The 23502-nt window shown below is 71.6% G+C and carries 24 protein-coding genes; 9 read left to right on the top strand and 15 right to left on the bottom strand.

Annotated elements, in window-relative coordinates; translation table 11 throughout:
• Positions 1-47: 47 nt before the first annotated feature.
• Entirely contained in the window at positions 48-1871 is a 1824-nt protein-coding gene (locus tag ACFVV5_RS17525) for a GAF domain-containing protein (protein ID WP_387246645.1), read from the bottom strand.
• Positions 1872-2131: 260 nt separating this feature from the next.
• Between ACFVV5_RS17525 and ACFVV5_RS17520 the strand changes: the two genes are divergently transcribed.
• Positions 2132-3073, top strand: a complete 942-nt coding sequence (locus tag ACFVV5_RS17520) for a siderophore-interacting protein (protein WP_387246643.1) — start codon at positions 2132-2134, stop codon at positions 3071-3073.
• Between the two features lie 34 nt (positions 3074-3107).
• Here ACFVV5_RS17520 and lepB read toward each other — a convergent pair whose 3' ends face one another.
• Positions 3108-3836 carry a signal peptidase I gene (gene lepB, locus ACFVV5_RS17515; RefSeq protein ID WP_387246641.1) on the bottom strand — a complete coding sequence of 243 codons (729 nt, stop codon included), beginning with the start codon at positions 3834-3836 and terminating at the stop codon, positions 3108-3110.
• 242 nt (positions 3837-4078) lie between these two features.
• The gene (locus ACFVV5_RS17510; protein ID WP_387246639.1) at positions 4079-4282 is read right to left on the bottom strand and encodes a hypothetical protein; all 204 of its coding nucleotides are present in this window, start codon (positions 4280-4282) and stop codon (positions 4079-4081) included.
• Between ACFVV5_RS17510 and ACFVV5_RS17505 the strand changes: the two genes are divergently transcribed.
• Together ACFVV5_RS17505 and ACFVV5_RS17500 are read left to right on the top strand one after the other, a co-directional pair.
• Positions 4272-5372, top strand: a complete 1101-nt coding sequence (locus ACFVV5_RS17505; RefSeq protein ID WP_387246637.1) for a peptidoglycan DD-metalloendopeptidase family protein — start codon at positions 4272-4274, stop codon at positions 5370-5372. The two genes, ACFVV5_RS17510 and ACFVV5_RS17505, sit on opposite strands and share 11 nt — an antisense overlap.
• Before the next feature lie 56 nt (positions 5373-5428).
• Positions 5429-6769, top strand: coding sequence for a hypothetical protein (locus tag ACFVV5_RS17500; protein ID WP_387246635.1), 1341 nt, complete (start codon positions 5429-5431; stop codon positions 6767-6769).
• A 216-nt stretch (positions 6770-6985) separates the two neighbouring features.
• On the opposite strand, the gene ACFVV5_RS17495 is transcribed toward ACFVV5_RS17500, so the two are convergent.
• The 7 genes from ACFVV5_RS17495 to paaA form a co-directional block, all read right to left on the bottom strand.
• The gene (locus ACFVV5_RS17495) at positions 6986-8374 is read right to left on the bottom strand and encodes an LLM class flavin-dependent oxidoreductase (RefSeq protein WP_387246633.1); all 1389 of its coding nucleotides are present in this window, start codon (positions 8372-8374) and stop codon (positions 6986-6988) included.
• Positions 8375-8442: 68 nt separating this feature from the next.
• Complete coding sequence (locus ACFVV5_RS17490) at positions 8443-9213, bottom strand: enoyl-CoA hydratase/isomerase family protein (protein WP_387246631.1); 771 nt, start codon at positions 9211-9213, stop codon at positions 8443-8445.
• Positions 9214-9220: 7 nt separating this feature from the next.
• Positions 9221-10309: a 1,2-phenylacetyl-CoA epoxidase subunit PaaE gene (gene paaE, locus ACFVV5_RS17485; protein ID WP_387246629.1), complete on the bottom strand. Its 1089-nt coding sequence runs from the start codon at positions 10307-10309 to the stop codon at positions 9221-9223.
• A 13-nt stretch (positions 10310-10322) separates the two neighbouring features.
• Positions 10323-10835 (bottom strand): 1,2-phenylacetyl-CoA epoxidase subunit PaaD, encoded by a 513-nt coding sequence (gene paaD, locus ACFVV5_RS17480; RefSeq protein ID WP_387246627.1) that lies wholly within the window; start codon positions 10833-10835, stop codon positions 10323-10325.
• Positions 10832-11659 carry a 1,2-phenylacetyl-CoA epoxidase subunit PaaC gene (gene paaC, locus ACFVV5_RS17475; RefSeq protein ID WP_387246625.1) on the bottom strand — a complete coding sequence of 276 codons (828 nt, stop codon included), beginning with the start codon at positions 11657-11659 and terminating at the stop codon, positions 10832-10834. Before paaC ends, paaD begins: the two co-directional genes overlap by 4 nt.
• Entirely contained in the window at positions 11656-11970 is a 315-nt protein-coding gene (gene paaB, locus ACFVV5_RS17470; RefSeq protein WP_387246623.1) for a 1,2-phenylacetyl-CoA epoxidase subunit PaaB, read from the bottom strand. The genes paaC and paaB overlap by 4 nt, the downstream gene beginning before the upstream one ends.
• Positions 11970-12971, bottom strand: coding sequence for a 1,2-phenylacetyl-CoA epoxidase subunit PaaA (paaA, locus tag ACFVV5_RS17465; protein ID WP_387246621.1), 1002 nt, complete (start codon positions 12969-12971; stop codon positions 11970-11972). Before paaA ends, paaB begins: the two co-directional genes overlap by 1 nt.
• Positions 12972-13046: 75 nt before the next feature.
• Between paaA and ACFVV5_RS17460 the strand changes: the two genes are divergently transcribed.
• A complete protein-coding gene (locus tag ACFVV5_RS17460) occupies positions 13047-13643 on the top strand; it encodes a TetR/AcrR family transcriptional regulator (RefSeq protein ID WP_387246619.1) in 597 nt (198 codons plus the stop codon).
• A gap of 96 nt (positions 13644-13739) precedes the next feature.
• Here the strand turns inward: ACFVV5_RS17460 and paaZ are convergent, their stop codons facing one another.
• Positions 13740-15827 (bottom strand): phenylacetic acid degradation bifunctional protein PaaZ, encoded by a 2088-nt coding sequence (paaZ, locus tag ACFVV5_RS17455; protein WP_387246617.1) that lies wholly within the window; start codon positions 15825-15827, stop codon positions 13740-13742.
• A gap of 39 nt (positions 15828-15866) precedes the next feature.
• Between paaZ and ACFVV5_RS17450 the strand changes: the two genes are divergently transcribed.
• Positions 15867-16295 (top strand): PaaI family thioesterase, encoded by a 429-nt coding sequence (locus tag ACFVV5_RS17450; RefSeq protein WP_387246615.1) that lies wholly within the window; start codon positions 15867-15869, stop codon positions 16293-16295.
• Here ACFVV5_RS17450 and ACFVV5_RS17445 read toward each other — a convergent pair.
• From ACFVV5_RS17445 to ACFVV5_RS17430, 4 genes are all read right to left on the bottom strand, one after another.
• Positions 16246-17154, bottom strand: a complete 909-nt coding sequence (locus ACFVV5_RS17445; protein WP_387246613.1) for a 3-hydroxyacyl-CoA dehydrogenase family protein — start codon at positions 17152-17154, stop codon at positions 16246-16248. The genes ACFVV5_RS17450 and ACFVV5_RS17445 overlap by 50 nt on opposite strands.
• A complete protein-coding gene (locus ACFVV5_RS17440; protein ID WP_387246611.1) occupies positions 17151-17906 on the bottom strand; it encodes an enoyl-CoA hydratase/isomerase family protein in 756 nt (251 codons plus the stop codon). The genes ACFVV5_RS17445 and ACFVV5_RS17440 overlap by 4 nt, the downstream gene beginning before the upstream one ends.
• The gene (locus tag ACFVV5_RS17435) at positions 17903-19087 is read right to left on the bottom strand and encodes a thiolase family protein (RefSeq protein ID WP_387246726.1); all 1185 of its coding nucleotides are present in this window, start codon (positions 19085-19087) and stop codon (positions 17903-17905) included. Before ACFVV5_RS17435 ends, ACFVV5_RS17440 begins: the two co-directional genes overlap by 4 nt.
• Positions 19088-19273: 186 nt before the next feature.
• Positions 19274-19702: an Lrp/AsnC family transcriptional regulator gene (locus tag ACFVV5_RS17430; RefSeq protein ID WP_387246609.1), complete on the bottom strand. Its 429-nt coding sequence runs from the start codon at positions 19700-19702 to the stop codon at positions 19274-19276.
• A 149-nt stretch (positions 19703-19851) separates the two neighbouring features.
• Here ACFVV5_RS17430 and pdhA point away from each other — a divergent pair, with 149 nt between their 5' ends.
• Genes pdhA through ACFVV5_RS17410 form a run of 4 tightly spaced genes read left to right on the top strand, consistent with a single transcriptional unit; the run spans position 19852 to position 23499 of the window.
• Positions 19852-20928 carry a pyruvate dehydrogenase (acetyl-transferring) E1 component subunit alpha gene (pdhA, locus tag ACFVV5_RS17425; RefSeq protein WP_387246607.1) on the top strand — a complete coding sequence of 359 codons (1077 nt, stop codon included), beginning with the start codon at positions 19852-19854 and terminating at the stop codon, positions 20926-20928.
• Positions 20925-21953 carry an alpha-ketoacid dehydrogenase subunit beta gene (locus ACFVV5_RS17420; RefSeq protein WP_387246605.1) on the top strand — a complete coding sequence of 343 codons (1029 nt, stop codon included), beginning with the start codon at positions 20925-20927 and terminating at the stop codon, positions 21951-21953. Before pdhA ends, ACFVV5_RS17420 begins: the two co-directional genes overlap by 4 nt.
• Positions 21950-23371 carry a dihydrolipoamide acetyltransferase family protein gene (locus tag ACFVV5_RS17415; RefSeq protein WP_387246603.1) on the top strand — a complete coding sequence of 474 codons (1422 nt, stop codon included), beginning with the start codon at positions 21950-21952 and terminating at the stop codon, positions 23369-23371. Before ACFVV5_RS17420 ends, ACFVV5_RS17415 begins: the two co-directional genes overlap by 4 nt.
• Entirely contained in the window at positions 23368-23499 is a 132-nt protein-coding gene (locus tag ACFVV5_RS17410; protein ID WP_387246601.1) for a hypothetical protein, read from the top strand. Before ACFVV5_RS17415 ends, ACFVV5_RS17410 begins: the two co-directional genes overlap by 4 nt.
• Positions 23500-23502 lie beyond the last annotated feature (3 nt).

Below are 23502 nucleotides of genomic sequence, written 5' to 3'. Positions count from 1 at the left end.
TCCCCCATTTCGGCGGTAGGGAATACCCGCAGGCGCAGCGGCGGCGCTCAGTGCCTGTTCACCGACTGCCCGGCCAGAGCGGTGCGGTTCGGCGCCCCCGTCTTGCGGAGCACCGCGCCGACATGCTTCTCGACCGTCTTCACGGAGATGTGCAGCTCGGCGGCGATGCGCTTGTCGGGCATGCCCTGCTCGACCAGCGCGCGCACCTCGCGTTCGCGGGCCGTGAGCGTCTCCGCGCCGTCGCCGGTCAGGGAGACCGAGTAGCGGCCGAGGAGCGCGGGACTCAGCAGGAGGTCGCCTCTCGCCGCCGCGACCACGGTGCGGGCGATCGAGGCCGCGTCCGCGTGCGGCTCCAGGAAGCCGGCTGCGCCGACGGCCGTCGCATCGCGCAGGCGGTCGTCGCCGACGGAGCCGATCAGCAGCACCACCACGGCGCCCGGGTCGGCGGCGCGCAGGTGAGAGGTGAGCTGCACCCCGTCCACGTGCGGCAGGTCGAGGTCGGCGAGCACGACGCTGGGATGGAGCAGGTCGTACGCTTCCATCGCCGCTTCGGCGTCGGCCACCTCTCCGACCACCTGGATGTCCGGCTCGGCGAGAGCGAGCATCCGGACCAGCCCGGATCGGATGAGCGGGCTCTGGTGAGCGACCAGGACTCTCCAGCGCGGCCGGGGGCCGCGGTCGGGTGCCGGCGGCGCCACGGGGAGCTCGGCGCGCACCCGCGTCCCCCACTGCGGCGTCGACTCGACGTGCACGATCCCGCCGAGATGCTGGGCGCGCGCCGCGAGGTTCTGCAGCCCGAGCCCGCGCAGGGGCCTGCTCGGAGGCTTGCCCAGGCCGGTCACGTCGAACCCGCGGCCGTCGTCCTCGACGAGGACCGTCACCTCCGACTCCCCGTAGACGAGCCCGACGCGCACATGCTTCGCGCCGGCATGCTCGACCACGTTGGTCAGCGACTCCTGGACGATCCGGAACAGCTGCCGCACCGTCTCGGCGTCGAGTGGCCCCGGCTCGCCGACGACGACCAGCCGGGTCTCGAGAGCCGCGGCCGATTCGACCCACGCCAGCTCGAGCGCGATCGCCTCGCCGAGCGAGTGCCCGTCGAGCAGGGCCGGCCCGAGGCCGAGCACGGTCCGCTGGGTCTCGCTGAGCGCCGAACGCGCTGCGGTTCGTGCTTTGGCGAGCGCATCGCGGGGGTCGCTCCCGGTGGCGAGCCGGCGGTCGGCTTCGTCGACGTGCAGGAGCAGGTCGGCGAGGCCGCGGCCGACCGTGTCGTGCACATCCCGCACCGCACGTTCGCGCTCGGCGAGCACCGCCGTCTCGCGGGCTCGCTCCTCCGCCACGGCGTGGAGCCGCGCGTTCGTGATGGCGATCGCGGCGTGCGCGGCGAACCTCTCCAGCAGGGCCGCGTCCGCTTCGGTGAACCTCCGCGCCGAATCGCGGCTGAACAGCACGAACGCCCCGATGATCACGCCGTTCCACCGGATGGGGACTCCGAGCGTGCCGTGCAGCCGAGCGCGGTCGGGGCCGTCGATGTGCCCGCCGCGCACCTGCGCGTACTCGTCGAAGATCACCGAGCGCCGGGCGCGGACCACCTCCCCGGTCACGCCTTCGTCGAGCGGGAACGTGCGGCCCGACTGGCAGCCGACACCGAGGTCGACGTCTTTGCGATAGGTTCCTGCCGCCTCGTCGACCGTGCAGATCGACCCGCTGTCGGAGCCGAGCAGCTCGAGCGTGTGCCTCAGGATGCGCTCCAGCAATGGCTCGAGGGCGAAATGCCCCGCCAGGTCCCCGGCCATCGCGGCCAGCGTGTCGAATTGCGCACGAACGCTCTCGGCGTCCGTGGGAGTGCTCGGGTTGTCGGCGTCCTTCATGACGATCCTCATCGATGGTCTGTGTTCGGTCAGGCGGTGCCGTGTTCATCATGCGCCCGCGGGCACCGGATGCGCTACGTCGACCGCGCCCGCACGCAGCACAGAGGAGAGCGGGGCAGCGCAGGGAGCGTCGGCCGGGAGGCGACGAGTGAGGCGGCGTGTCGGGACCTATTGGCGGGCATTTGGGGCTCGAGTGGCGAGAGGGAGACGGGTTAGCGTAGCCTTACCTAACTCCGTACCCGACTCCCGGAAGGCGCCCTGTGAGCCCCGTCGCGACGCCGCTCGTCAAGACCGACCGCCCCTCCTACCGTCCCTACCGCGCACGGGTCGTCGCGGTCAGCCGGCTGACGCCGCACTTCAGCCGCGTCACCTTCGCGGCACCGGACTTCGACGTGTTCGGCACCGACGGCCTCGACCAGCGCGTCAAGCTGCTCTTCCCGCTGCCCGACGGCACGCTCTCCCCGCTCGACGACGACGCGACGATCGCCGCCGGCGACTGGTACGACCGCTGGCGCGCGCTCGCCGACGAGCAGCGCAGCCCACTCCGCACCTTCTCGGTGCGTGCCGTCGACCCGGCCGCGCGACTGGTCGACATCGACTTCGTCGCTCACGGCGACGGAGGCCCGGCCGCCCGTTGGCTCTCCCGCGCGGCCGAAGGTGACGAGCTGGTGATCGTGGGTCCGGATGCCCGGAGCATCCACTCTTCGGTCGGCATCGACTGGCGGCCCGGAACGGCCACCGACCTGCTGCTCGTCGGAGACGAGACCGCGGCGCCCGCCATCGCCGCCATCCTGGAGTCGCTCCCGGCCGCCCGGCGCGTGCACGCGTTCATCGAAGTGCCCAGCGTGGCCGATCGGCTCGCGCTCGACATCCCGGATCACTTCGAGGTCACCTGGCTGGATCGCGCAGGCGGGGCGAACGGATGCGGGCTCGTGCCGGCCGTGGAGGCCTGGGCGGCCGAGCATCCGGAGACCGTCGCAGCGGCGGCCGCGCCACGCCCGCAGTGTCTCGACGACATCGACGTGGACGTGGACCTGCTCTGGGAGCTGCCCGAGGAGACACGCAGCGGCTTCTATGCTTGGATCGCGGGGGAGTCCGGCACCGTCAAGACGCTGCGCCGCCTGCTGGTGAGCCGCAACGGCATCGACCGGGGCCGGGTGGCGTTCATGGGCTATTGGCGGCTCGGCAAGTCCGAGAGCTGAGCCGAGTTGACCCGCGCCTGTTCGGAGCTGGCGGCTATTCGGCGCTGTCGACGCCGCGGAACACTTCGGGGTAGTCGTCCAGCCACGACCAGTGGCTCACCGGCCAGCTGACCACGAAGGCCCGGCCGACCACATCGTCCAGCGGCACGAAGCCGTTGCCGGGGTCGTCCATGTGATAGCGCGAGTCGGCCGAGTTGTACCGGTTGTCGCCCATCACCCAGATCGTCCCCTTCGGAACGGTGACCGAGAACTCCTTCTCGGAGACCGACTCGACACCCGCCGGCAGCAGCACGTACGGCTCCTTGAGCGGAACGCCGTTCACACTCATCTGGCCCAGCGCGTTGCAGCAGCTGACCTTGTCTCCCGGGAGTCCGATGAGACGCTTCACCAGGTGCTGATCGCTGTCCGACGCGCTCAGGCCGACGAAGTCGAGCAGTGACCCCACGGCGCCGGCGACCGGGTTCGTCGGGGTGGGGGTGGCAGGAGGCAGCCAGCCGCCCGGATCCTTGAACACGACCACGTCGCCGCGCTCCAGCGGGAACACCTTGGGCTGCAGCTCGTTCACGAGAATGCGGTCGTTGATCTGCAGGGTGTTCAGCATCGAGCCGGAGGGGACGTAGAACGACCGGGCGACGAACGTCTTGATGAGAAAGCTCACCAGCAGCGCCACGACGAAGATCACCAGGATGTCGCGGAGCAGCGTCTTCCAGGTGGACTTCTTGGTGGAACGGCGGGGTCGCACGTCGGCGGTGGTCTCAGTCACAGGTGTTCACCGTACCGTGCCGCGCCTGGGAGGTGCCTCCTACCCACGTTCGAGGCTCTTGTTTAGCGTCGGCCACGGTGAGAGCATCAAAGCACGGGCTCGCCCGGCGCCAGCCGGAGGGTTCGCGTGACCATGCGGAACGCGTTCGGACGCCACAGGATGGATTCACGACGCGGGATGCCGCGCCGCGTGGGTAACGCGTGTGCCATCGCCGCGCTGGCCGTGGGCCTCGCGCTCGGCGGTCAGCAGACCGCGTTCGCCGACACGCCCACGCCGACCCCGTCTCCGTCGCCGTCCATCGGTCCGGAACCCACGCCCATACCGTCGCCCTCGGAGACATCGACGCCGAGCCCCACCCCCACCCCCACGCCGAGCCCGACGGACTCCCCGACCCCGACCCCGACCCCGACGCCGACCCCCACCCCGTCGCCCAGCGTGACGCCCACCCCCAAGCCGTCGCCCAAACCGTCGCCGAAGCCCGCGCCCAAGCCGGCGCCGGCGCCGCCCGCGCCGATCGACACGGTCACCCTCGACCCCCAGCCGCAGCTCTCGTTCGGCGTCATCGACCAGACTCAGGTCGCGCGAGCGTCCGAGCTCGCGAGCGCGCTCGCCGAGGCGCAGCGGACGCTCGCGGCGGCGACCGAGGCATCGCAGCGGGCCGAGCGGGAGAAGGTGCTCGCGCAGGCCGAGGCGAATGCCGTCGCCGAGCGCGCGGCGGACGCGAAGAAGAAGGCCGCGGACTCCGCGGCGTACGCGTCCATCCTCGTGCGGTCCGCGGCGACCCATGCGTTCACCGCCGACCCCCTGCGGATCGTGCTCGGCACCCCCGGCGATCTCCTCACCAAGCTCGCCGCCGTCGACCGCCTCGAGAAGACGGGCGCCTCACGGACCGCCGCGATCAGACTCGCCGCTGCCGACGCGAAACGCGCCGCCCTCCTGAACGGCCAGGTCGGCGCCGCGAACAGCGCGGTCGCCTCCATCGACGTCGCGAGCAGTCGCCAGGCCGTCAGCCAGGCGAGGATCCAGGTCACCGCGGCCGCCCGGGCGCTCGACACGGTGCCCGGTCTGCAAGCGGCGGGCACCGGCTGGAAGCCCCTGGTCGACACCCCGGCCACCGCCACCGGGTGGGCGCTGCCGGTGCACGGACCGCTGACCGACCTGTTCGGCCCTCGCCCGTCCCGCCCGGCCGGAACCGCGCTCTTCCACCCCGGTGACGACCTCGGGGCGTCGTGCGGCACCACGATCGTGGCCGCGAGCGCCGGAACGGTCGTCGCCTCCGGCCCGAACGGGTCGTACGGCAACTTCGTGCTGATCGACCACGGCAACGGCGTGCAGACCGCGTACGGCCACATCGTCGACGGAGGCCTCGCGGTGACCGTGGGCCAGGTCGTGAAAGCCGGCCAGCCGATCGCGCGAGTCGGGACCACGGGCGCCTCGACCGGATGCCACCTGCACTTCGAGGTCCGGATCGCCGGGCTCCAGATCGACCCGCTGCCGTTCATGGCGGCGCGCGGCGTGACCCTCGGTCAGCGCTGAGCAGCGGCGCCCAACGACTCCCGGCGTTTCCCCAGCGAGAGGCGTACGGTGCTGACATGACCGAACTCACCGAGCTCGTCGGCTCGTGGATGCGCCGGCAGCGCTGGTACTCGACCAAGAGCGTCGAACCACGCCTGCGGCTGCTCGCATCCGTCGAAGTAGAGCCCCCGCGCGACGGCGCACGCGTCGTCACCCATTTCTTCGCCGACGACGGCCCGCGGACCCCGCGCGTCTACCAGGTTCCCGTCGTCGCGCGCCGCGGCCGCGACGGCGACCCGGTCGCACTGATCGGAGAGGCGGGAGGGCACTACCTCTACGACGGTCCGGCCGACGAGGCCTACGTCAGCGCCCTCGCCGCGATGATGGCCGGCACCTTCCGCGCGGAAGGCGCTGACGCGTCGATGCGCGGCCACCGGCTCGGTGCCCCGGTGCAGGTGCGCTCGTCGCGCCGCCTCACCGGTGAGCAGTCGAACACGTCGATCGTCGGGGAGCTCGACGGCGGCGGGCTCGTGTTGATCAAGGTGTTCCGCGTGATCCAGGACGGGCCGAACCCGGATGTGTCGACGCTGGCCGCGCTCACGGAGGGCGGCTCCCTGCGCACGCCTGCGCTTCGAGGCTGGGTGTCGGGCAGCTGGCCGGACGCGATCGTGCCGGCTCGGGCATCCGGAGAACTGGCGCTGGCGCAGGACTTCCTGGCCGGAGCCGAGGACGGCTGGGAGCTGGCGGTCCGCGCGGCCGAAGACGAGGAGGACTTCACCGACCGTGCATTCGCCCTGGGCGCCGGAACGGCGGAGCTGCACGTCCAGCTCGCGGGCGTTCTGCCCACCCGACCGGCCGGGCGCGACGATGTGGCGGCCGCACTCGACGGGATGTTCCAGCGGCTGACGATCGCGAGCACCGAGGTCCCCGCCATCGCGGAGTCACGCGCGGCGATCGCGGCCGTGTACGAGGTGGCGGCCGAGTCGCCCCACCCGCTGCTGCAGCGCATCCACGGCGACCTGCACCTGGGCCAGGTGCTCCACTCGGCGGAGCGCGGCTGGCAGTTCATCGACTTCGAGGGCGAGCCGCTGCGACCGCTCGCCGAACGTGCGCGTCCGGATGCGACGCTGCGCGACGTGGCCGGGATGCTCCGCTCGTTCGACTACGTGGCGGGTTCGCTCGCCCGCCGGGAGCCGCCCATCGACGCTGTCGCCTGGGCGAGACGGTCGCGGCGTGCGTACCTGGACGGCTACACCTCCATCGCCGGCAGCGTGGTGACCGATTTCGGCCATCTGCTCGACGCCTTCGAGCTCGACAAGGCGGTGTACGAGGTCACCTACGAGTCGCGCCACCGGCCCTCGTGGCTCCCGATCCCGCTCACCGCGGTCGACCGGCTGCTGAGCGCCCGGCTCGTGTGACGCGGCGGCCTTCCCGCACAAGCCGCGGCGTCCGTTCCCGCACAAGCCGCGGCGTCCGTTCCCGCACAAGCCGCGGCGTCCGTCGCCTTACCCGTGCAACAGACGCCACGTGGGTGTACGCACTTTCGAAGCCCATGCGCACGTCCTTGTGAGGATTGTCCCGCCGCACGATCCCCACCGGTAGGCAGACACCGTGTTCTAGTGCGAACGTGTTCGTCAGACCGCCGAGCTCTGTGCCGCGCCCAGCCGGTAGCTCGCCCCGCGGTGGTTCTGCGGCAGGCGGTCGCCGGCTCCGTGCAGCTTGTTCCGCAGGCTGCCGGGAGCGTACTCGTCGGGGTAGGCGCCGCGCTTGCGCAGCTCGGGGATCACGAACTCGACCACGTCCTCGAACGTGCCCGGCGTGATCGCGTAGGCCAGGTTGAAGCCGTCGACGTCGGTCTCGTCCACCCACTCCTGCAGCTGGTCGGCGATCTCCGAGCCCGACCCGACGATGAACGGGCCGAGGCCGCCGATCGCGCCGAGACGGCCGATGTCGCGCACCGTCCACTCGCCGCCGTCCGCGTTGGCGCGCTGGTAGTTGGCCACCACCGACTGGATGGCGTTGCTCTGGACGTTGCCGATGGGCTCGTCGAGGTCGTACTTCGAGAGGTCCACGCCCATCCAGCCCGACATGAACACGAGTGCGCCCTCGTCGCTGGTGTAGTCGAGGTAGTCCTCGTACTTCGCCTGCGCCTTCTCGGGCGTCTCGTCGGTGATGATCGTCAGCAGCGTGTAGATGCGGGCGGCGTACCGGTCGCGGCCGGCCGCTTCCAGAGCATCCCGGATCTTCGACACCGTGGACTTCAGGCCCTCCTTCGTGGAGGCGGCGACGAAGATGGCTTCGGCGTTGGCGGCGGCGAAGGCGATGCCGCGGCTCGACGCGCCGGCCTGGTAGATCACCGGGGTGCGCTGCGTGCTCGGCTCGGAGAGGTGGATGCCGGGCACCGTGAAATGCTTGCCCTGGTGCCCGATCTCGTGCACCTTCGCGGGGTCGGTGAACACGCCGGTCTCACGGTCGCGGATGACGGCGTCGTCCTCCCACGAGCCCTCCCACAGCTTGTAGAGCACTTCGAGGTACTCGTCGGCGTGGTCGTAGCGGTCGTCGTGCTCGAGCTGGTCCTCGTGCCCCATGTTGCGGGCGGCCGAGGGCAGGTAGCCGGTGACGACGTTCCAGCCGACCCGGCCGTTGGTGAGGTGGTCGAGCGTCGACATGCGTCGGGCGAAGGGGTACGGATGCTCGTACGCGGTGCCGGCCGTCACGCCGAACCCGAGGTTGTCGGTCACCAGTGCCATCGCCGAGATGAGCAGCACCGGGTCGTTGACCGGGACCTGCGCGCCGTGCCGGATGGCGGCCTCGTTCGAGCCTCCGTAGACGTCGTAGGTCCCGAGCACGTCGGCGATGAAGATCCCGTCGAACGTCCCGCGTTCGAGCAGCTTCGCCAGCTCGGTCCAGTACGTGAGGTCCTTGTAGCGCCACGCCTGGTCGTCGGGGTGCCGCCACATCCCGGAGGACTGGTGGGCGACGCAGTTCATGTCGAAGGCGTTGAAACGGATCTGACGGGTCATGGTCCCAGGATGCGCGCCGCGCGCCGTCGCGCGCACCTCGCGCGAAACCTGACGTAACGCGAGCGTGCTCAGCGCCCGGTGAACCGGGGCGTGCGCTTCTGCTGGAAGGCCGCGAAGCCCTCCCGGTAGTCGTCCGTGTCGCGCAGCGCCACCTGTGCCGCGTTCTCGGCGTCGACCGAATCCCAGAGGCCCAGGTCGTCGTCGCTGATCGCGCGCACCAGCTGCTTGCTCGCGAGGAACGCGCGGGTGGCGCCGGACGCCGCCGTGGTCGCCGCGGCCTCCACCGCGTCCGCGAGCTCGTCCGCCGGGAGCGCCCGGCTGAAGAGCCCGGATGCCACGGCCTCCGTCCCCGGCATCAGCCGCCCGGTGTAGATCAGGTCGAGCGTCTTGTGGGTTCCGAGCCGCGAGACGAACAGCGAGTGGCCGCCCGAGTCCAGCAGTGCGCCGAGGGCGGCGAACGGCGAGCCGATCTTCGCGGTGTCGGCGACGTAGACCACATCGGTCGCCAGCAGCAGCCCGAGCCCGACGCCGAGGCACGCGCCGTGCGCGGCCGCGAAGGTCGGCGCCGGGAACGCCGCGATCCGCTTGAGCAGGGGAGTGACGAGCCCGTCGAGGTAGCCGGCGACGTCGTCGGTCGCGGGGTCGACCCCGGCGATGTCGCGGCCGGCGCAGAAGGCCCGCCCCGTGCCCCGCAGCACCAGCGCGCGCACCCCGGCGTTCTCGGCGGCGACGTACGCCGCATCCAGCTCGCGCAGCGCTGTCTCGTCGAGCGCGTTGAGCTTCTCCGGGGCGTTCAGCGTCACGCGGGCGATGCCGTCGGCGACCTCGAGCTCGATCATGGGACTCCTAGACGTCGTAGTCGACGACCACGCGGTCGGTCAGCGGATGCGATTGGCAGGTGAGCACGTAGCCGCGCTCCAGCTCCTCGGGCTCGAGGGCGTAGTTCTCGGTCATCCGCACGTCACCCGAGACGAGCCGGGCGCGGCAGGTCCCGCAGACGCCGCCGGCGCAGGCGAACGGCACATCGGGGCGCACCCGCAGCGCGGCGTTCAGCACGGACTCGTTGGCGTCCACCGGCGTCGTGACCGTCGAGGTCTGCCCGTCGAGCGAGAACTCGATCTCCACGGTCTTGTCGCCCTCGCGCGCGATCACCGGGCGGCCGGTGTCGCCGGTCACCTGGCCGGGCTCCCCAGTAGTGAACAGCTCGAACCGGATGTGCTCGTGCGCCACTCCGCGCGACTCCAGCACGTCGCGGCACAGCTGCACCAGCTCGAACGGCCCGCAGAGGAACCATTCGTCGACCGTCTCGGGAGGGATCAGCGCGTCGAGCATCCGGCGCAGTCGCTCTTCGTCGATGCGGCCGGAGAGCAGCGGGGCCGAGCGCTGTTCCCGCGAGAGCACGTGGTGCAGTGCGAGCCGTGCAGGGTAGCGGTCTTTGAGGTCGGAGAGCTCGTCGAGGAACATCACGTCGATCGCCGTGCGATTGGTGTAGACGAGGGTGAAGCGTGCGGTGTCCGAGGCGGCCAGGATGCTGTGGGCGAGTGCCATCAGCGGCGTGATGCCGGACCCGGCGGCCACCCCGACGATGTGCTTGCCCTCGAGAGCGCCGAGGTCGGTGGTGAACGTGCCCTGCGGGCTCATCACGTCGATCCGGTCGCCGACCGCCAGCTCACTGGTCGCCCAGGTGGAGAACGCACCGCCCAGGTCGCGTTTGATCGCCACGCTGATGCTGCCCGACGTCGGAGGCCTGCAGATCGAGTAGCTCCGGCGCAGCTCGTGGCCGCCGACCGTCGCGCGCAGGGCGACGTGCTGGCCCGGGAGGTAGTCGTATTCGCCGCGCAGGGCGTCGGGGACCTCGAAGGTCACCTCGACGCTCGCCGCGGTGAGCGGCCGCACCTCGGCGACCGCGAGCGTGTGGAACCGCGCGCGCGGCATCAGTGGCCGCCCATCAGAACGCCTTGAAGTAGTCGAAGGGCTCGCCGCAGCTGCCGCACTCGTAGAGCGCCTTGCAGGAGGTCGAGCCGAACCGCGAGATCTCGCGGGTCTCGAGCGATTGGCAGTGCGGGCATTTCACGGCCATCGCTACGCGGACCGGTCCGGTCACGGCGGCGTGCCCGGTGGGCGGCGCGATCCCGAACCGTTCGAGCGCGGCCTTGCCGGCGTCGCTGATCCAGTCGGTGGTCCAAGCCGGGGAGAGCGCGAGCTGCACCGTCACCGGACCGAAGCCGGCGTCACTGAGAGCACGCACCACATCCTGGCGGATCGCGTCCATCGCCGGGCAGCCGCTGTACGTCGGGGTGACGACCACGTGCACGCCGTCGTCGGTGACGGTGACCTCGCGCAGGATGCCGAGGTCGTCGATCGTGAGCACCGGCACCTCCGGGTCGAGCACCGCGGCGGCCGTGTCCCAGGCGCGTGCGGCATCGGCGCTGTGCGTGCTCCAGAGCGTCGTCGCGGTCACCAGGTCGCCCCCGGATGCTCACGGGCGAGCACCTGCAGCTCGGCCAGCAGCGGGCCCAGGTACTCGGAGTGACGGCCGCGCCGCCCGCCTCCCGCCGACTCGAACGTCGTCGGGGGCTCGAGCTCGCATTCGCGGAGCACCGGTTCCACGCTCGCGTCGAACGCGGGACGCAGGCTCGACGGGCGCGGGGCGACGTCTTCCAGCCGGTCGAGGAGCGGCTCGTCGACGAACAGCTCGGCGACCGTCGGCCACAGGTCGGCCAGCGCGATGGTCACACGCCGGCGCGACTCGACCGTGCCGAGCGCCAGGCGGAGCATCCACTGGTCGGCGTGGTCGCGGTGGTAGTCGACCTCCTTGACCGCTTTCGCGGCGACGGCCGCCAGCACCGGGTCGGCGGATGCGCGCAGCCGGTCGTACAGTTCGAACAGGTAGTGGGCGGCGGCGAACTGGCGAACGATGGTGTGCGCGAAGTCCCCGTTCGGCTGCTCGAACAGGTGCGCCGAGCGGAACTCGTGCTCGTCGCGCCAGTAGGCCAGGTCATCCTCGGAGCGACCGGATGCCGTGCCCGCGTACCGTAGCAGCGAGCGCGCGTGGCCGAGCAGGTCGAGGCCGATGTTGGCCAGCGCCACATCCTCTTCGAGCTCGGGGGCGCGCGAGATCCAGGCGCCGAGTCGCTGGGCGAGGATCAGCGAGTCGTCGCCGAGCCAGAGGGCGTACTCGGCGACCTCCGGGGTGGCCTGCTCGTCGCCGGTCGCGAACTCGCTCTCGAGCGTGACGGCGGTCAGCTCGACGTGACCGTGCGCGTCGAAATCGGCATCGCTCACAGGTGCTTCACCCCTTCGCTCGCGGTGTAGTAGGTGGCGTGCCGGTAGTTCTTGCCGGCGGGGGACTCGAAGAACGCGCCCTTCGCATCCGGGTCGCTCGCGGTGATCGCGTCGGACGGCACCACCCAGATCGAGACGCCCTCGCTGCGGCGCGTGTAGAGGTCGCGGGCGTTGCGCACCGCCATCGTCTCGTCGGGGGCGTGCAGCGAGCCGACGTGCACGTGGCTGAGCCCGCGGCTGGAGCGCACGAACACCTCCCAGAGCGGCCAGGTCTCCGGATGCGCGGTGTCGGGGGTTCCGGGAGCGGACATCAGGCGGCCGCCTCTGCACTGTCGTGGGCGCCCGGCGCCGGCTGGCCGGCTTCGCGCGCGGCGTATGCTGCGGCGGCCTCGCGCACCCAGCGGCCGTCCTCGTGGGCCTCGCGCCTGCGCTGCATCCGCTGCGCGTTGCACGGTCCGCGACCGGCGAGCACCTCGTGGAACTCGGTCCAGTCGATCGGCCCGAGGTCGTACGCCTGGCGCTCCTCGTTCCAGCGGAGGTCGGGGTCGGGCAGCGTCACACCGAGCACCTCGGCCTGCGGCACAAGCATCCCCACGAACCGCTGGCGCAGCTCGTCGTTGGAGAACCGCTTGATCTTCCACGCCATCGAACGCGCCGAGTTGGGCGAGTCGTCGTCGGGCGGACCGAACATCATCAGCGACGGCCAGTACCAGCGGTTCACGGCATCCTGCGCCATCTCCTGCTGCGCGGGCGTGCCGCGCATGAGCGAGAGCAGGATCTCGAAGCCCTGCCGCTGGTGGAACGACTCCTCTTTGCAGATGCGCACCATCGCCCGGCCGTACGGCGCGTAGGAGGCGCGGCAGAGCGGCACCTGGTTGCAGATGGCGGCGCCGTCGACCAGCCAGCCGATCGCGCCCATGTCGGCCCAGCTGACCGTCGGGTAGTTGAAGATCGAGGAGTAGCGGGCCTTGCCGGCGATGAGCTGCTCGGTCATCTCGTCGCGCGTGATGCCGAGGGTCTGCGTGGCGGAGTAGAGGTAGAGTCCGTGCCCGGCCTCGTCCTGCACCTTGGCCATCAGGATGGCCTTGCGCTTCAGGCTCGGAGCGCGCGTGATCCAGTTGGCCTCCGGCTGCATGCCGATGATCTCGGAGTGCGCGTGCTGGGCCATCTGCCGGATGAGCGAGCGGCGGTAGTCGTCGGGCATCCAGTCGCGGGGCTCGACGCGGGAGTCGGCGGCGAGAAGCTCGTCGAAGCGCTGCTGCTCGGGCGTCTCGCTGTGCTGGTCCGGCGTCAGCGTTGTGGCGGTCGTCATTGACACTCCTGAATTACTAACTGATCGTTCGGTTAGTATATCCCGGACCGCCCGGCGCGTGCCACACTTGAGGCCATGACCGAGACTGCGATGCGACGGGGCCGGCCGGGCTACGACCAGCGCGGCATCCTGCTGGTCGCCGTCGCCGCCTTCAACGAGTACGGCTACGACGCCACCTCGATCGGGATGCTCGCCGAGCGCCTCGGCCTCTCCAAATCGGCGATCTACCACCACGTCGCGTCGAAAGACGATCTCCTCGCGCTCGCCCTCGACGAAGCGCTGGACGGACTCGAAGGCGTGCTCGCCGAATCCGGGGCCACGACCGGCAGCGCCGCAGACCGCCTCGCATTCGTGCTGCGGGGAGCCGTCGCCGTGCTCACCGACAAACTGCCCTACGTCACCCTGTTGCTGCGCGTGCGCGGCAACACGGATATGGAGCGGGCCGCCCTCGCCCGCCGGCGCGCCTTCGACCGGGCCGTCGCCGACCTCGTGGTGGAGGCCCGCGACGAGGGCTCGCTGCGCTCGGACATCGACGCCGGCATCGTCTCGCGGCTGCTGTTCGGCATGATCAACTCGATCGTCGAGTGGTACCGGCCCGACGGCCCCGAGACGCCGGCCCAGCTCGCCGACGACCTCCTCGCCCTGGCCTTCGACGGCCTCCGCACCCCCTGACCCCCTGAGGCCGTCACATCCCATTGAGGGGTGGCGAACGCAGCTGAAATCACCGGATTTCCGTGCGTTCGACGCCCCTCAACGAAGTGGAACGCGTCAGGACTTCGCGACGAGGGTCAGGACGTCGTAGGTGGCCACCGTCTCGTCGCGCTGGTTCGAGATCACCGCGTCCCAGCGCACCTCGCCGTAGTCGTCGGTCTCACGCGGCGTGATCTGCTTGGCGGTGAGCGCGACCCGGATGCTGTCGCCGGGCGACACGGGCGTCACGAACCGCAGGTTCTCCAGCCCCGAGTTGGCGAGCACCGGCCCCGGCGCCGGGTCGACGAACAGTCCGGCCGCCCACGAGACCAGCAGGTAGCCGTGGGCCACCCGGCCCGGGAAGAACGGGTTCGCGGCCGCCGCCTCCTCGTCCATGTGGGCGTAGAAGGTGTCGCCGGTGAACGAGGCGAAGGTCTCGATGTCGTCGAGCGTGACCGTGCGCGACTCGCTCAGCACCTGGTCGCCGATCGCGAGCGTGCTGAGCGACTTGCGGAACGGATGCGCGCCATCCGGGGTCGTCGCGGCCCCCTGATGCCAGACCCCCGTGATCGCCGTCAGCATCTCGGGGGAGCCCTGGATCGCTGTGCGCTGCATGTGGTGCAGCACCGCGCGGATCCCGCCGAGCTCCTCGCCGCCGCCGGCCCGCCCGGGCCCGCCGTGCACCAGGTGCGGCACCGGCGAGCCGTGGCCGGTGGAGGTGCGCGCGTCGTCGCGGTCGAGCAGCAGCACGCGCCCGTTGTACGCGGCCATCTCGGTGACCAGCTCGAGGGCGACCGCCGGATCGTGGGTCGCCACACTCGTCACCAGGGACCCGCCGCCCCGGGCGACGAGCCGCGCGGCGTCGGCCGACGTCGAATAGCCAAGGATGCTGGCGACCGGCCCGAACGCTTCCACAGTGTGCAGGGCGTCGGCTTCCGCGTCCGCGAACCGCAGCACCATCGGAGACACGAACGCGCCCTCCGGCGCCACGCCGAGCGAGCCGTCGGCGCGCACCACGGTCGGCCGGTCGAGCCCGCCGATGACGATCTCTCCGCCGGCCTGCGCCAGACGCGCCACCTGCCGCAGCACCTCGTCGCGCTGCGCCTGGGAGACCAACGGGCCCATCGTCACACCCTCCGCGCGTGGGTCGCCGAGCACGACCCGCTCGTCGATGCGGGCGCGCACGGCGGCGACCACGTCGTCCATCAGCGGCGCCGGCACGATCGCCCGGCGGATCGCGGTGCACTTCTGGCCGGCCTTCGCCGTGAGCTCGACGACGAGCTGCTTCACGTACGCGTCGAACTCCGGGGTGCCGGTCACCGCATCGGGACCCAGCACCGACGCGTTGATCGAGTCGGTCTCGCTCGTGAACCTCACGCCGCCGGTCTGCACCGAGTCGTTGGCGCGCAGCCGCTCGGCGGTCGAGGCGGAGCCGGTGAAGGCCACCAGGTCGCCGAGGCGCAGGTGGTCGAACAGGCCGGGGACGGCGCCGGAGACGAGCTGCAGGGATCCGTCGGGCAGGAGGCCGGAATCGACGAGAACACGCACCATCGCCTCGGCGAGGAACGCCGTCGGCGTCGCCGGCTTGATCACGGTCGGCAACCCAGCGAGGAAGGCGGGGGCGAACTTCTCGAGGGCGCCCCATACCGGGAAGTTGAACGCGTTGATCTGCACCGCGACCCCGGGGAGCCGGGTGTACACGTGCTGACCGAGGAACGAGCCGTCCTTCGACAGGACCTCGGGCGCACCGTCGACGTAGACGCGTGCATTGGGCAGTTCGCGGCGGCCCTTCGACGAGTACGTGAAGAGCACGCCGATGCCGCCGTCGATGTCGACCCAGGAGTCGGACTTCGTCGCGCCCGCGCGGCTCGACAGCTCGTAGAGCTCGGCCTTGCGCTCGGTCAGGGCCAGCGCCAGCTGCTTCAGCACCATCGCACGCTGGTGGAAGGTCAGCTCGCCGAGCGACTCCTGGCCGACCGTGCGGGCGTAGTCGAGCGCGCCCGCCAGGTCGAGGCCGGCCGTGCTGACCCGGGTGACCGGTGCGCCCGTCGAGGAGTCGACCACCTCCGACACAGCGCCGGCGCCGAGGCTCGCGTCGTCGGGGGTCCACCACGCGCCCTTCACGAAACTGGGCAGGATGCCGGGCACGGCGCCGGGCTCACTCATCACGAAACCTCCTCGAACGCGGCTGGGTATGCTGTGCCCATGGCCGACTCTGACTGGACGATCGAGCTCGGCGAGCTCGACGAGAAAATGGGCGTGCGCATCCTGGAGCAGTCCGCGGAACGCGTCGTGGCGACGATGCCGGTCGAGGGCAACCGCCAGTCGTTCGGGCTGCTGCACGGGGGAGCATCCGTCGCCTTCGCGGAGGCGCTGGGCTCGTGGGCGGCGGTCATCCACGCCGGTCCCGGCCGCTCCGCGGTGGGCGTCGACATCAACGCCACGCACCATCGGGCGGCGCGCTCGGGCCTGGTCACCGGGGTGGCGACGGCCATCCGGCTCGGACGCACGATCGCGTCGCACGAGATCGTGCTCACCGACGAGGACGGCAACCGCATCTGCACGGCCCGCATCACCAACCTCATCATCGACGCCCCGGAGCGGCAGGCTGAGGGTTCGGTGCGGCAGGCTTAGGGCTCGGTGCGGTCGGCGCAGGGCTCGGCCACTCGTAGAACCCGCGCCCGGTCTTCCGTCCGAGGTGCCCCTCGGCGACGAGGCGGCGCAGCAGCTCCGGCGGCTCGAAGCGCGGGCCGAGACGTTCGCTCAGATACTCCGCGACGCCGAGGCGCACATCCAGGCCCACCAGGTCGGTCAGTCGCAGCGGCCCGAGCGGATGCTTGTAGCCGAGCACCATCGCGGCGTCGATGTCGTCGGCGCTCGCGACGCCCTCTTCGAGCATCCGGATCGCCTCGAGCCCGAGCAGCACGCCGAGCCGCGACGACGCGAACCCGGGGGAGTCCTTCACGGTCACGGGCGTCTTGTCGAGGTCGCCGACCCATCCTTCGGCCTTCGCGACCACCGCCGGGTCCGTCGCCGTCCCGACCACGACCTCGACGAGGGCGGAGGGCGGTACGGGGTTGAAGAAGTGCAGGCCGAGGAACAGCGAGGGTCTCCGGATGCCCGTAGCGAGGTCGTCGATCGAGATGGACGACGTGTTCGTCGCCAGCACCGCGTCGTCGAGCAGCAGGTCCTCCGCGCGGCGCAGCGCCTCGACCTTGAGCTCGCGATCCTCCGGCACCGCCTCGATCACCAGGGCGGCGTCCCGGAGGCGCTGCCAGTCGGTGGTCACCACGAGGGTGTCCGCGGCCGGTCGCCCGAGGCCGCGCTGGACGCTCGCGGCGACCGCGGCCTCCACCCGCTCCTGCGCTGCGGCTGCGGCCTCGTCGTCGCGCTCGATCACGGTCACGTGCGCACCGGCCATCAGGAAGGCGTGCGCGATCCCCGCACCCATCCGGCCGCCGCCGATCACCGCGACCCGTTCCGGTACGCTCATCGTCTCTGCCTCCGCTCGAGGAACTCGGTCATCCGGCGCTGCTTCTCGGGCGACTCGAACAGCACGGCCTGGGCTTCCTGCTCGGCCCGCGGATGCTCGCCGCGGCCCGCGTGGAGCACCGCCTTCGTGTACTGCGTGGCGAGCGGGTCGTTGACGGCGATCCGGTCGGCGAGCGCGTGGGCGGCCGGCAGGAGGGCATCCGGTTCGTGCAGTTCGGTGACGAGCCGCGCGGCGAGCGCCTCCTCACCGGTGAGCACCCGCCCGGCCAGCGCGATCTCCTTGGCGAGCGGCACGCCCACCAGCTCGGGCAGACGCCAGAGCGCCCCGGCCGCGGCGATGATGCCGAGGCCCGTCTCCGGGTTGCCGATCCGCAGGCGCGGAGTGCCGAGCCGGAAGTCGGCGGCGTAGGCCAGTTCGGCCCCGCCGCCCAGAGCGTAGCCGTCGAGGGCTGCGATCACCGGCATCGGCAGAGCCGCCACCCGGGTGAACAGTCCGACGTTGATACCGCGGTGCGCGTCGGCCGCCCGGCGCTCGCGCAGCTCGGCGATGTCGGCCCCCGACGCGAACACGCCGCCGGCGCCGGTGAGGATCAGGATGCGCGGCGCTTGTTCCAGCGCCTCGCAGATCGCGTGCAGTTCGACGACCATCCGCTGATCGATCGCGTTGCGGAACTCCGGACGGTTCAGCGTGACGATCACCCGGTCGTCGCGTTCGTCGACGAGGATCGTCTGCGGGCGGGCATCCGGAGTCATGGTCGCTCCACGATGAGGGCCGACCCCTGTCCGACGCCCACGCACATCGTGGCGAGCCCGTAGCGGGAGTCCTCCCGTTCCATCCGGGCGAGCAGGGTGACGAGCAGGCGCGAGCCGCTGGAGCCGAGCGCGTGCCCGAGTGCGATCGCGCCCCCGTCGGCGTTCACCCGCTCTTCGGCGAGGCCGAGTCTCCGGATGCACGCGAGAGCCTGACTCGCGAACGCCTCGTTGAGCTCGATGCTGCCGAGGTCGCCGACCGTGAGCCCGCTGCGCGCGAGCGCCTTCTCGGTGGCCGGGACCGGCCCGAGCCCCATGACCTCGGGCGCGACGCCTACGCTGGCGCCCACGACCACCCGGGCGCGCGGCGTCAGCCCGTATCGCTCGACCGCCTCACCGCTGGCGACGACCAGCGCCGAGGCGCCGTCGTTGAGCGGCGACGAGTTGCCGGCCGTGACCACGCTCCCTCCGCTCACGACGGGGCGCAGGGCGGCGAGGGCCTCCAGGCTGGTGTCGCGCCGGATGCCCTCATCGACGCTCACGGCGCCGCGCGCGGTCTCGACGGCCACGATCTCGTCGGCGAACCGGCCGGCGTCGACGGCTTCGGCCGCGCGCCGGTGGCTCCGCAGGGCGAACGCGTCCGCGTCCTCGCGGCTGATCCGGTCGAGCCGCGCCACCTCCTCGGCGGTCTCCGGCATCGAATACGTCGCCTTGTCGCGGGCTTGCAGCCGCGGATTCGCGAAGCGCCAGCCGATCGACGTGTCGAACTGCGCTCCCGGCTTCGCGAACGCCTTCTCCGGCTTCGCCTGCACCCACGGCGCGCGCGTCATCGACTCGACGCCGCCGGCGATCACAAGGTCCGCGTCGCCGGCCCGGATGCTCTGGGCCGCCATGGTCACGGCCGTCAGTCCCGAGGCGCACAGCCGGTTGACGGTGACGCCGGGCACGGAGTCCGGCAGCCCCGCCAGCAGCACGGACATGCGGGCGACGTTCCGGTTGTCCTCGCCGGCCTGGTTGGCCGCTCCGAGGATCACCTCGTCGACGAGCGCAGGGTCGATGCCGGCGCGGCGCACGGCCTCGGCGACGACGAGCGCGGCCAGATCGTCCGGGCGCACTCCCGCCAGCGCGCCGCCGTACCGGCCGGTCGCCGTGCGAACCCCGCCCACCAGGTAGGCCTCCGCCATGCTTCCCACTCCCGACTTCGTCGTCGCTTCTGCGCTCGCCCATTTACCGAACGAACGGTCAGGAAGTATCCTCGCAGACCCGCCGTCCGGCCACAACTCGCGCGGCCGGCGCTCGTTCGCCAGTAGCTGTCGCCGACACGCCCGGGATGGCGACAGCTCCGGGCGAACGACGGCCGGCAGCGCGACTCAGCGCGTGTCGTGGTCCTCGAAGATGAGCGACGTCTTGGTGTCGCGCACCGACGGGATGGCCGGCAGCTCCTCCAGCACCACGCGCCGCAGGTCCTCGTTGTCGCGTGCCCGCACCAGCAGGATCACGTCGAAGTCGCCGCCGACCAGCGCGAAATGCTCCACCTCGGGGATCGCCCGCAGCCGGTCGCGGAGCTCGTGCCACGACGCCTGCTCCACCCGCATCGTCACGTACGCCGACGATCCGCGGCCCGAGCGGGCCGGGTCCACCTTGGCCGTGAACCCCGTGATCACACCGTCGTCGAGCAGTCGGGAGAGCCGGCTGTACGCGTTCGCCCGCGACACGTGCGCCGCGTCGGCGACCGCCGTGATCGAGGCGCGGCCGTCGGCGCGCAGGGCATCCACGATGCGCGAGTCGATTTCGTCCATACGGGCTGCCCTCCATCGGGTCGGTTGAAGACAGTCTGCCATCGAAACCGCCCCCAGCACCGCTCGCGTCTCGAAATCAGCGTGCGAATGGCATCCGGGGTCCAGCGAAGTCATGCTGAGAAGAAGTGACGTCTTTCGAAGGAGAACGGATGCACGCCGAATCCCTGCTGCCGCGCGACACCCCGGTGCGGCTCATCGATCAGGACGGTTCGTCCCACCCGGACGACCAGTACCCGACCCCGACCCTCGACCGTCTGGTGACGGGCTACCGGCATCTCGTCGTCGGCCGCCGCATCAACGACCAGGCCAACGCGCTCGTGCGCCAGGGCAAGCTCGCGGTGTATCCGTCGTCGTACGGGCAGGAGGCGTGCGAGGTCGCCGCCGCCATGGTGCTGGGCCAGGACGACTGGCTGTTCCCCACCTACCGCGACACCGTCGCCGTGATCACCCGCGGCGTCGACCCGTTCGACGCGTTCGTGCTGCTGCGCGGCGACTGGCACTCCGGCTACGACCCCCGTGAGCACCGGATCGCCCCGCAGGCCACCCCGCTGGCCACGCAGCTGCTGCACGCCGTCGGGTTCGCACAGGCGGCCCGGATGCGCGGCGAGGACACCGTCGTCGTCGCACTGTGCGGCGACGGGGCCACCAGCGAGGGCGACTTCCACGAGGCCCTCAATTTCGCCGCCGTCTTCCACCTCCCGGTCGTCTTCCTCGTGCAGAACAACGGCTACGCGATCTCCGTGCCGCTCAGCCGTCAGACCGCGGCGCCCTCGATCGCCCACAAGGGCATCGGGTACGGGATGCCCGGCCGGCGCGTCGACGGCAACGATCTCGCCGCTCTGCTGTCCGTGCTGGGTGAAGCGGTCGACGGGGCGCGCGCCGGCGGCGGGCCGACGCTCGTCGAGGCCGTCACCTACCGCATCCAGTCGCACACGAACGCCGACGACGCCACCCGCTACCGCACCGACGAGGAGGTGCAGCCCTGGCTGGCCCGCGACCCGCTCACGCGGCTGCGCACCTGGCTCGGCGAGCAGGGCGCCCTGAGCGAAGGCGACGACGCCGAGTTCCACGCCCAGGCCGAGCGCGTCGCCACCGACCTGCGCGCCGCCGTGAACGCCGAGGCCGTGCCGCATCCCGAAGATCTGTTCGCTTTCGTCTACGCCACCCCCACGCCGCAACTGCGCGAGCAGGCGGCGATGCTCGCTGCCGAGGAGGCCGCCCGATGACGCTCATGCACGATGCACCGACCGCGCAGCCGGAGCCTTCGTCGGTGTCGACGATGACGATGGCCCAGGCGCTCAATCGCGCCCTCGCCGACTCCCTCGAGGCCGACCCGTCCGTGCTCGTCTTCGGCGAGGACGTCGGAGTGCTCGGCGGCGTCTTCCGCATCACCGACGGGCTCACGGCCCGTTTCGGCGAGCAGCGCTGCTTCGACACCCCTCTCGCGGAGGCCGGCATCGTCGGCACCGCCGTCGGCCTGGCCATGAACGGGATGCGCCCGGTGGTCGAGATGCAGTTCGACGCGTTCGCATACCCGGCTTTCGAGCAGGTGGTCGACCACGTCGCCAAGATGGGCAACCGCACTCGGGGTGCCGTGCGCCTGCCGATGGTCATCCGCATCCCGTATGCGGGAGGGATCGGCGGCGTCGAGCACCACTCCGACTCGTCGGAGGCCTACTACGTGCACACGCCCGGTCTCACGGTCGTCTCGCCGGCCACGCCGCAGGACGCCTACAGCCTGCTGCGTGCCGCCATCGCCTTCCCCGACCCGGTGATCTTCCTCGAGCCGAAGAAGCTCTACTGGTCGACCGGCGAGGTGGACCTGGCCGCACCCGTGCCCGAGCTGGGCCGTGCCCGCATCGCCCGCGAGGGGACGGACGCCACCCTCATCGCGTACGGCCCATCGGTGCCGGTCGCGCTCGCCGCCGCCGAGGCCGCGGAGGAGGAGGGCCGCAGTCTGCAGGTGATCGATCTGCGCAGCCTGGTGCCGTTCGACGACGAGACCGTCTGCGAGGCCGTCCGCTCGACCGGCCGCGTCGTCGTGGTCGCCGAGGCTCCCGGATTCGCGAGCATGGCCTCCGAGATCGCGGCACGGGTCTCCGAACGCTGCTTCCACTACCTCCAGGCGCCGGTTCGTCGTGTCACGGGCTTCGACACCCCGTTCGCGCCGCCCAAGCTCGAGTCCTACTACCTGCCCGGGGTCGACCGCATCCTCGACGCCGTCGACGACCTGCAGTGGGAGGACGCATGACCGCCCGGGTCTTCACGCTCCCCGACCTCGGTGAGGGACTGACCGAGGCCGAGCTGGTGCGCTGGCTGGTCGCCGTCGGCGACGAGGTCGCGATCGACCAGCCGATCGCCGAGGTCGAGACCGCCAAGTCGGTGGTCGAGGTTCCCTCGCCGTACGCGGGCGTCATCGAGGCTCTGCACGGCGACGAGGGGGAGGCGCTCGCCGTGGGCGCCCCGCTCATCGAGGTGCGCGAGCCGGCGGCAGCCGAGTCGGAGACGCCCCCTCCCGCCGAGTCCGGCGGCTCAGGTCATGTGCTGGTCGGCTACGGCACGACCGATTCGACCCATTCCGTGCGGCGGCGTCGCGGACGGGCATCCACCGTCACCGGCACGGATGCCCCTCCGGTCGTCGCCACCGTCGCGGCCCCAGCCCCAGCCGCAGCCTCAGCCCCAGCTCCCGCCGCCGCGCCGGCCTCCGCCCCGCGCGTCGTGCCGGTGATCTCGCCGGTCGTCCGCACGCTCGCCCGCACCCACGGGGTCGACCTCTCGTCGATCGCGCCGTCGGGAGAGGGCGGCGTCATCACCCGGCGCGATGTGGAGGCGGCGCTCGCCGGGCATCCGGAGCCGGTGACCACCCCGGCCGGCGTCCCGTCGGAAGACGCCGACCTCGTCCCGGAGTCCGGTGAGCTCGACTCGCGCACCGGCCTGACGGTCGCGGCCAGCACACCGTTCGGCCTGTTCCGCCGCACTGTCGCCGCGAACATGACCCGCAGCCGCACCGAGATCCCCGAGGCGACGGTGTGGGTCGACGTCGACGCGACCGAGCTGTGGGATGCCCGCCGCCGCATCCAGCTCGGCGACCGCACGCCGTCACTGCTCTCCTTCATCGCCCGCTTCACTCTCGCCGCCCTCGCCCGGCGGCCCGAGCTCGCCGGGCGCGTCACCGCCGACGGCGCGGGCCTGGAGACCTTCGAGGGCGTCAATCTCGGCTTCGCCGTCGACTCGCCGCGCGGCCTCGTCGTGCCCGTGGTGCGCAGGGCCGACCGGATGACCATCCGCGAGCTCGACGCCGCATTCGAGCGCCTCACCCGGCTGGCCCGGGAGGGTTCGCTCGCTCCCGCCGACCTGACCGGCTCCACCTTCACGATCAACAACTACGGCAGTCTCGGCGTCGACGGCAGCGCCGCCATCATCAACCACCCCGAGGTCGCGATCCTCGGGATCGGCCGGATGATCGAGCGCCCGTGGGTCGTCGACGGTGCCGTGGTGCCGCGCCGGATCGCCCAGCTGTCGCTCGTGTTCGACCACCGGGTGACCGACGGTGGGGTGGCGGCCGGGATGCTCCGCGATGTCGCCGACGCCGTCGAGTCGCCGCTCGCCCTGCTCACCGACGCCCCACCGGCGCGAGCGCACGGCGTGAGCGTACGGTGTGAGGCATGACCGACAAGAAGCCGGAAGAGCACGACGCCGACCACGACCTGAGCGACGAGGGACTGGTGGCGCCCGAGGAGAACATCCCGTGGCTGCCCGAGCCCGAGCCGACCGACGGCGAGGCGCCCGCGCCCTGAGAC

Origin of the sequence: Leifsonia sp. NPDC058248 (genome assembly GCF_042881905.1) — a bacterium.
GTDB lineage: Bacteria > Actinomycetota > Actinomycetes > Actinomycetales > Microbacteriaceae > Leifsonia.
The sequence above is the reverse complement of the archived record's forward strand: the minus strand, read 5'-3'. Positions and strand labels throughout refer to the sequence as shown.

Bases quoted from the DNA above. Each gene is read 5' to 3' on its own strand.
- paaZ (WP_387246617.1), bottom strand. From the start codon at position 15,827: ATGAGTGAGCCCGGCGCCGTGCCCGGCATCCTGCCCAGTTTCGTGAAG.
- paaB (WP_387246623.1), bottom strand. From the start codon at position 11,970: ATGTCCGCTCCCGGAACCCCCGACACCGCGCATCCGGAGACCTGGCCG.
- pdhA (WP_387246607.1), top strand. From the start codon at position 19,852: ATGCACGCCGAATCCCTGCTGCCGCGCGACACCCCGGTGCGGCTCATC.
- ACFVV5_RS17490 (WP_387246631.1), bottom strand. From the start codon at position 9,213: ATGATCGAGCTCGAGGTCGCCGACGGCATCGCCCGCGTGACGCTGAAC.
- ACFVV5_RS17495 (WP_387246633.1), bottom strand. From the start codon at position 8,374: ATGACCCGTCAGATCCGTTTCAACGCCTTCGACATGAACTGCGTCGCC.
- paaA (WP_387246621.1), bottom strand. From the start codon at position 12,971: ATGACGACCGCCACAACGCTGACGCCGGACCAGCACAGCGAGACGCCC.
- ACFVV5_RS17410 (WP_387246601.1), top strand. From the start codon at position 23,368: ATGACCGACAAGAAGCCGGAAGAGCACGACGCCGACCACGACCTGAGC.
- paaE (WP_387246629.1), bottom strand. From the start codon at position 10,309: ATGCCGCGCGCGCGGTTCCACACGCTCGCGGTCGCCGAGGTGCGGCCG.
- ACFVV5_RS17440 (WP_387246611.1), bottom strand. From the start codon at position 17,906: ATGACTCCGGATGCCCGCCCGCAGACGATCCTCGTCGACGAACGCGAC.
- ACFVV5_RS17420 (WP_387246605.1), top strand. From the start codon at position 20,925: ATGACGCTCATGCACGATGCACCGACCGCGCAGCCGGAGCCTTCGTCG.
- ACFVV5_RS17445 (WP_387246613.1), bottom strand. From the start codon at position 17,154: ATGAGCGTACCGGAACGGGTCGCGGTGATCGGCGGCGGCCGGATGGGT.
- ACFVV5_RS17460 (WP_387246619.1), top strand. From the start codon at position 13,047: ATGACCGAGACTGCGATGCGACGGGGCCGGCCGGGCTACGACCAGCGC.
- ACFVV5_RS17430 (WP_387246609.1), bottom strand. From the start codon at position 19,702: ATGGACGAAATCGACTCGCGCATCGTGGATGCCCTGCGCGCCGACGGC.
- ACFVV5_RS17525 (WP_387246645.1), bottom strand. From the start codon at position 1,871: ATGAAGGACGCCGACAACCCGAGCACTCCCACGGACGCCGAGAGCGTT.
- ACFVV5_RS17500 (WP_387246635.1), top strand. From the start codon at position 5,429: ATGACCGAACTCACCGAGCTCGTCGGCTCGTGGATGCGCCGGCAGCGC.
- ACFVV5_RS17450 (WP_387246615.1), top strand. From the start codon at position 15,867: ATGGCCGACTCTGACTGGACGATCGAGCTCGGCGAGCTCGACGAGAAA.
- ACFVV5_RS17435 (WP_387246726.1), bottom strand. From the start codon at position 19,087: ATGGCGGAGGCCTACCTGGTGGGCGGGGTTCGCACGGCGACCGGCCGG.
- ACFVV5_RS17415 (WP_387246603.1), top strand. From the start codon at position 21,950: ATGACCGCCCGGGTCTTCACGCTCCCCGACCTCGGTGAGGGACTGACC.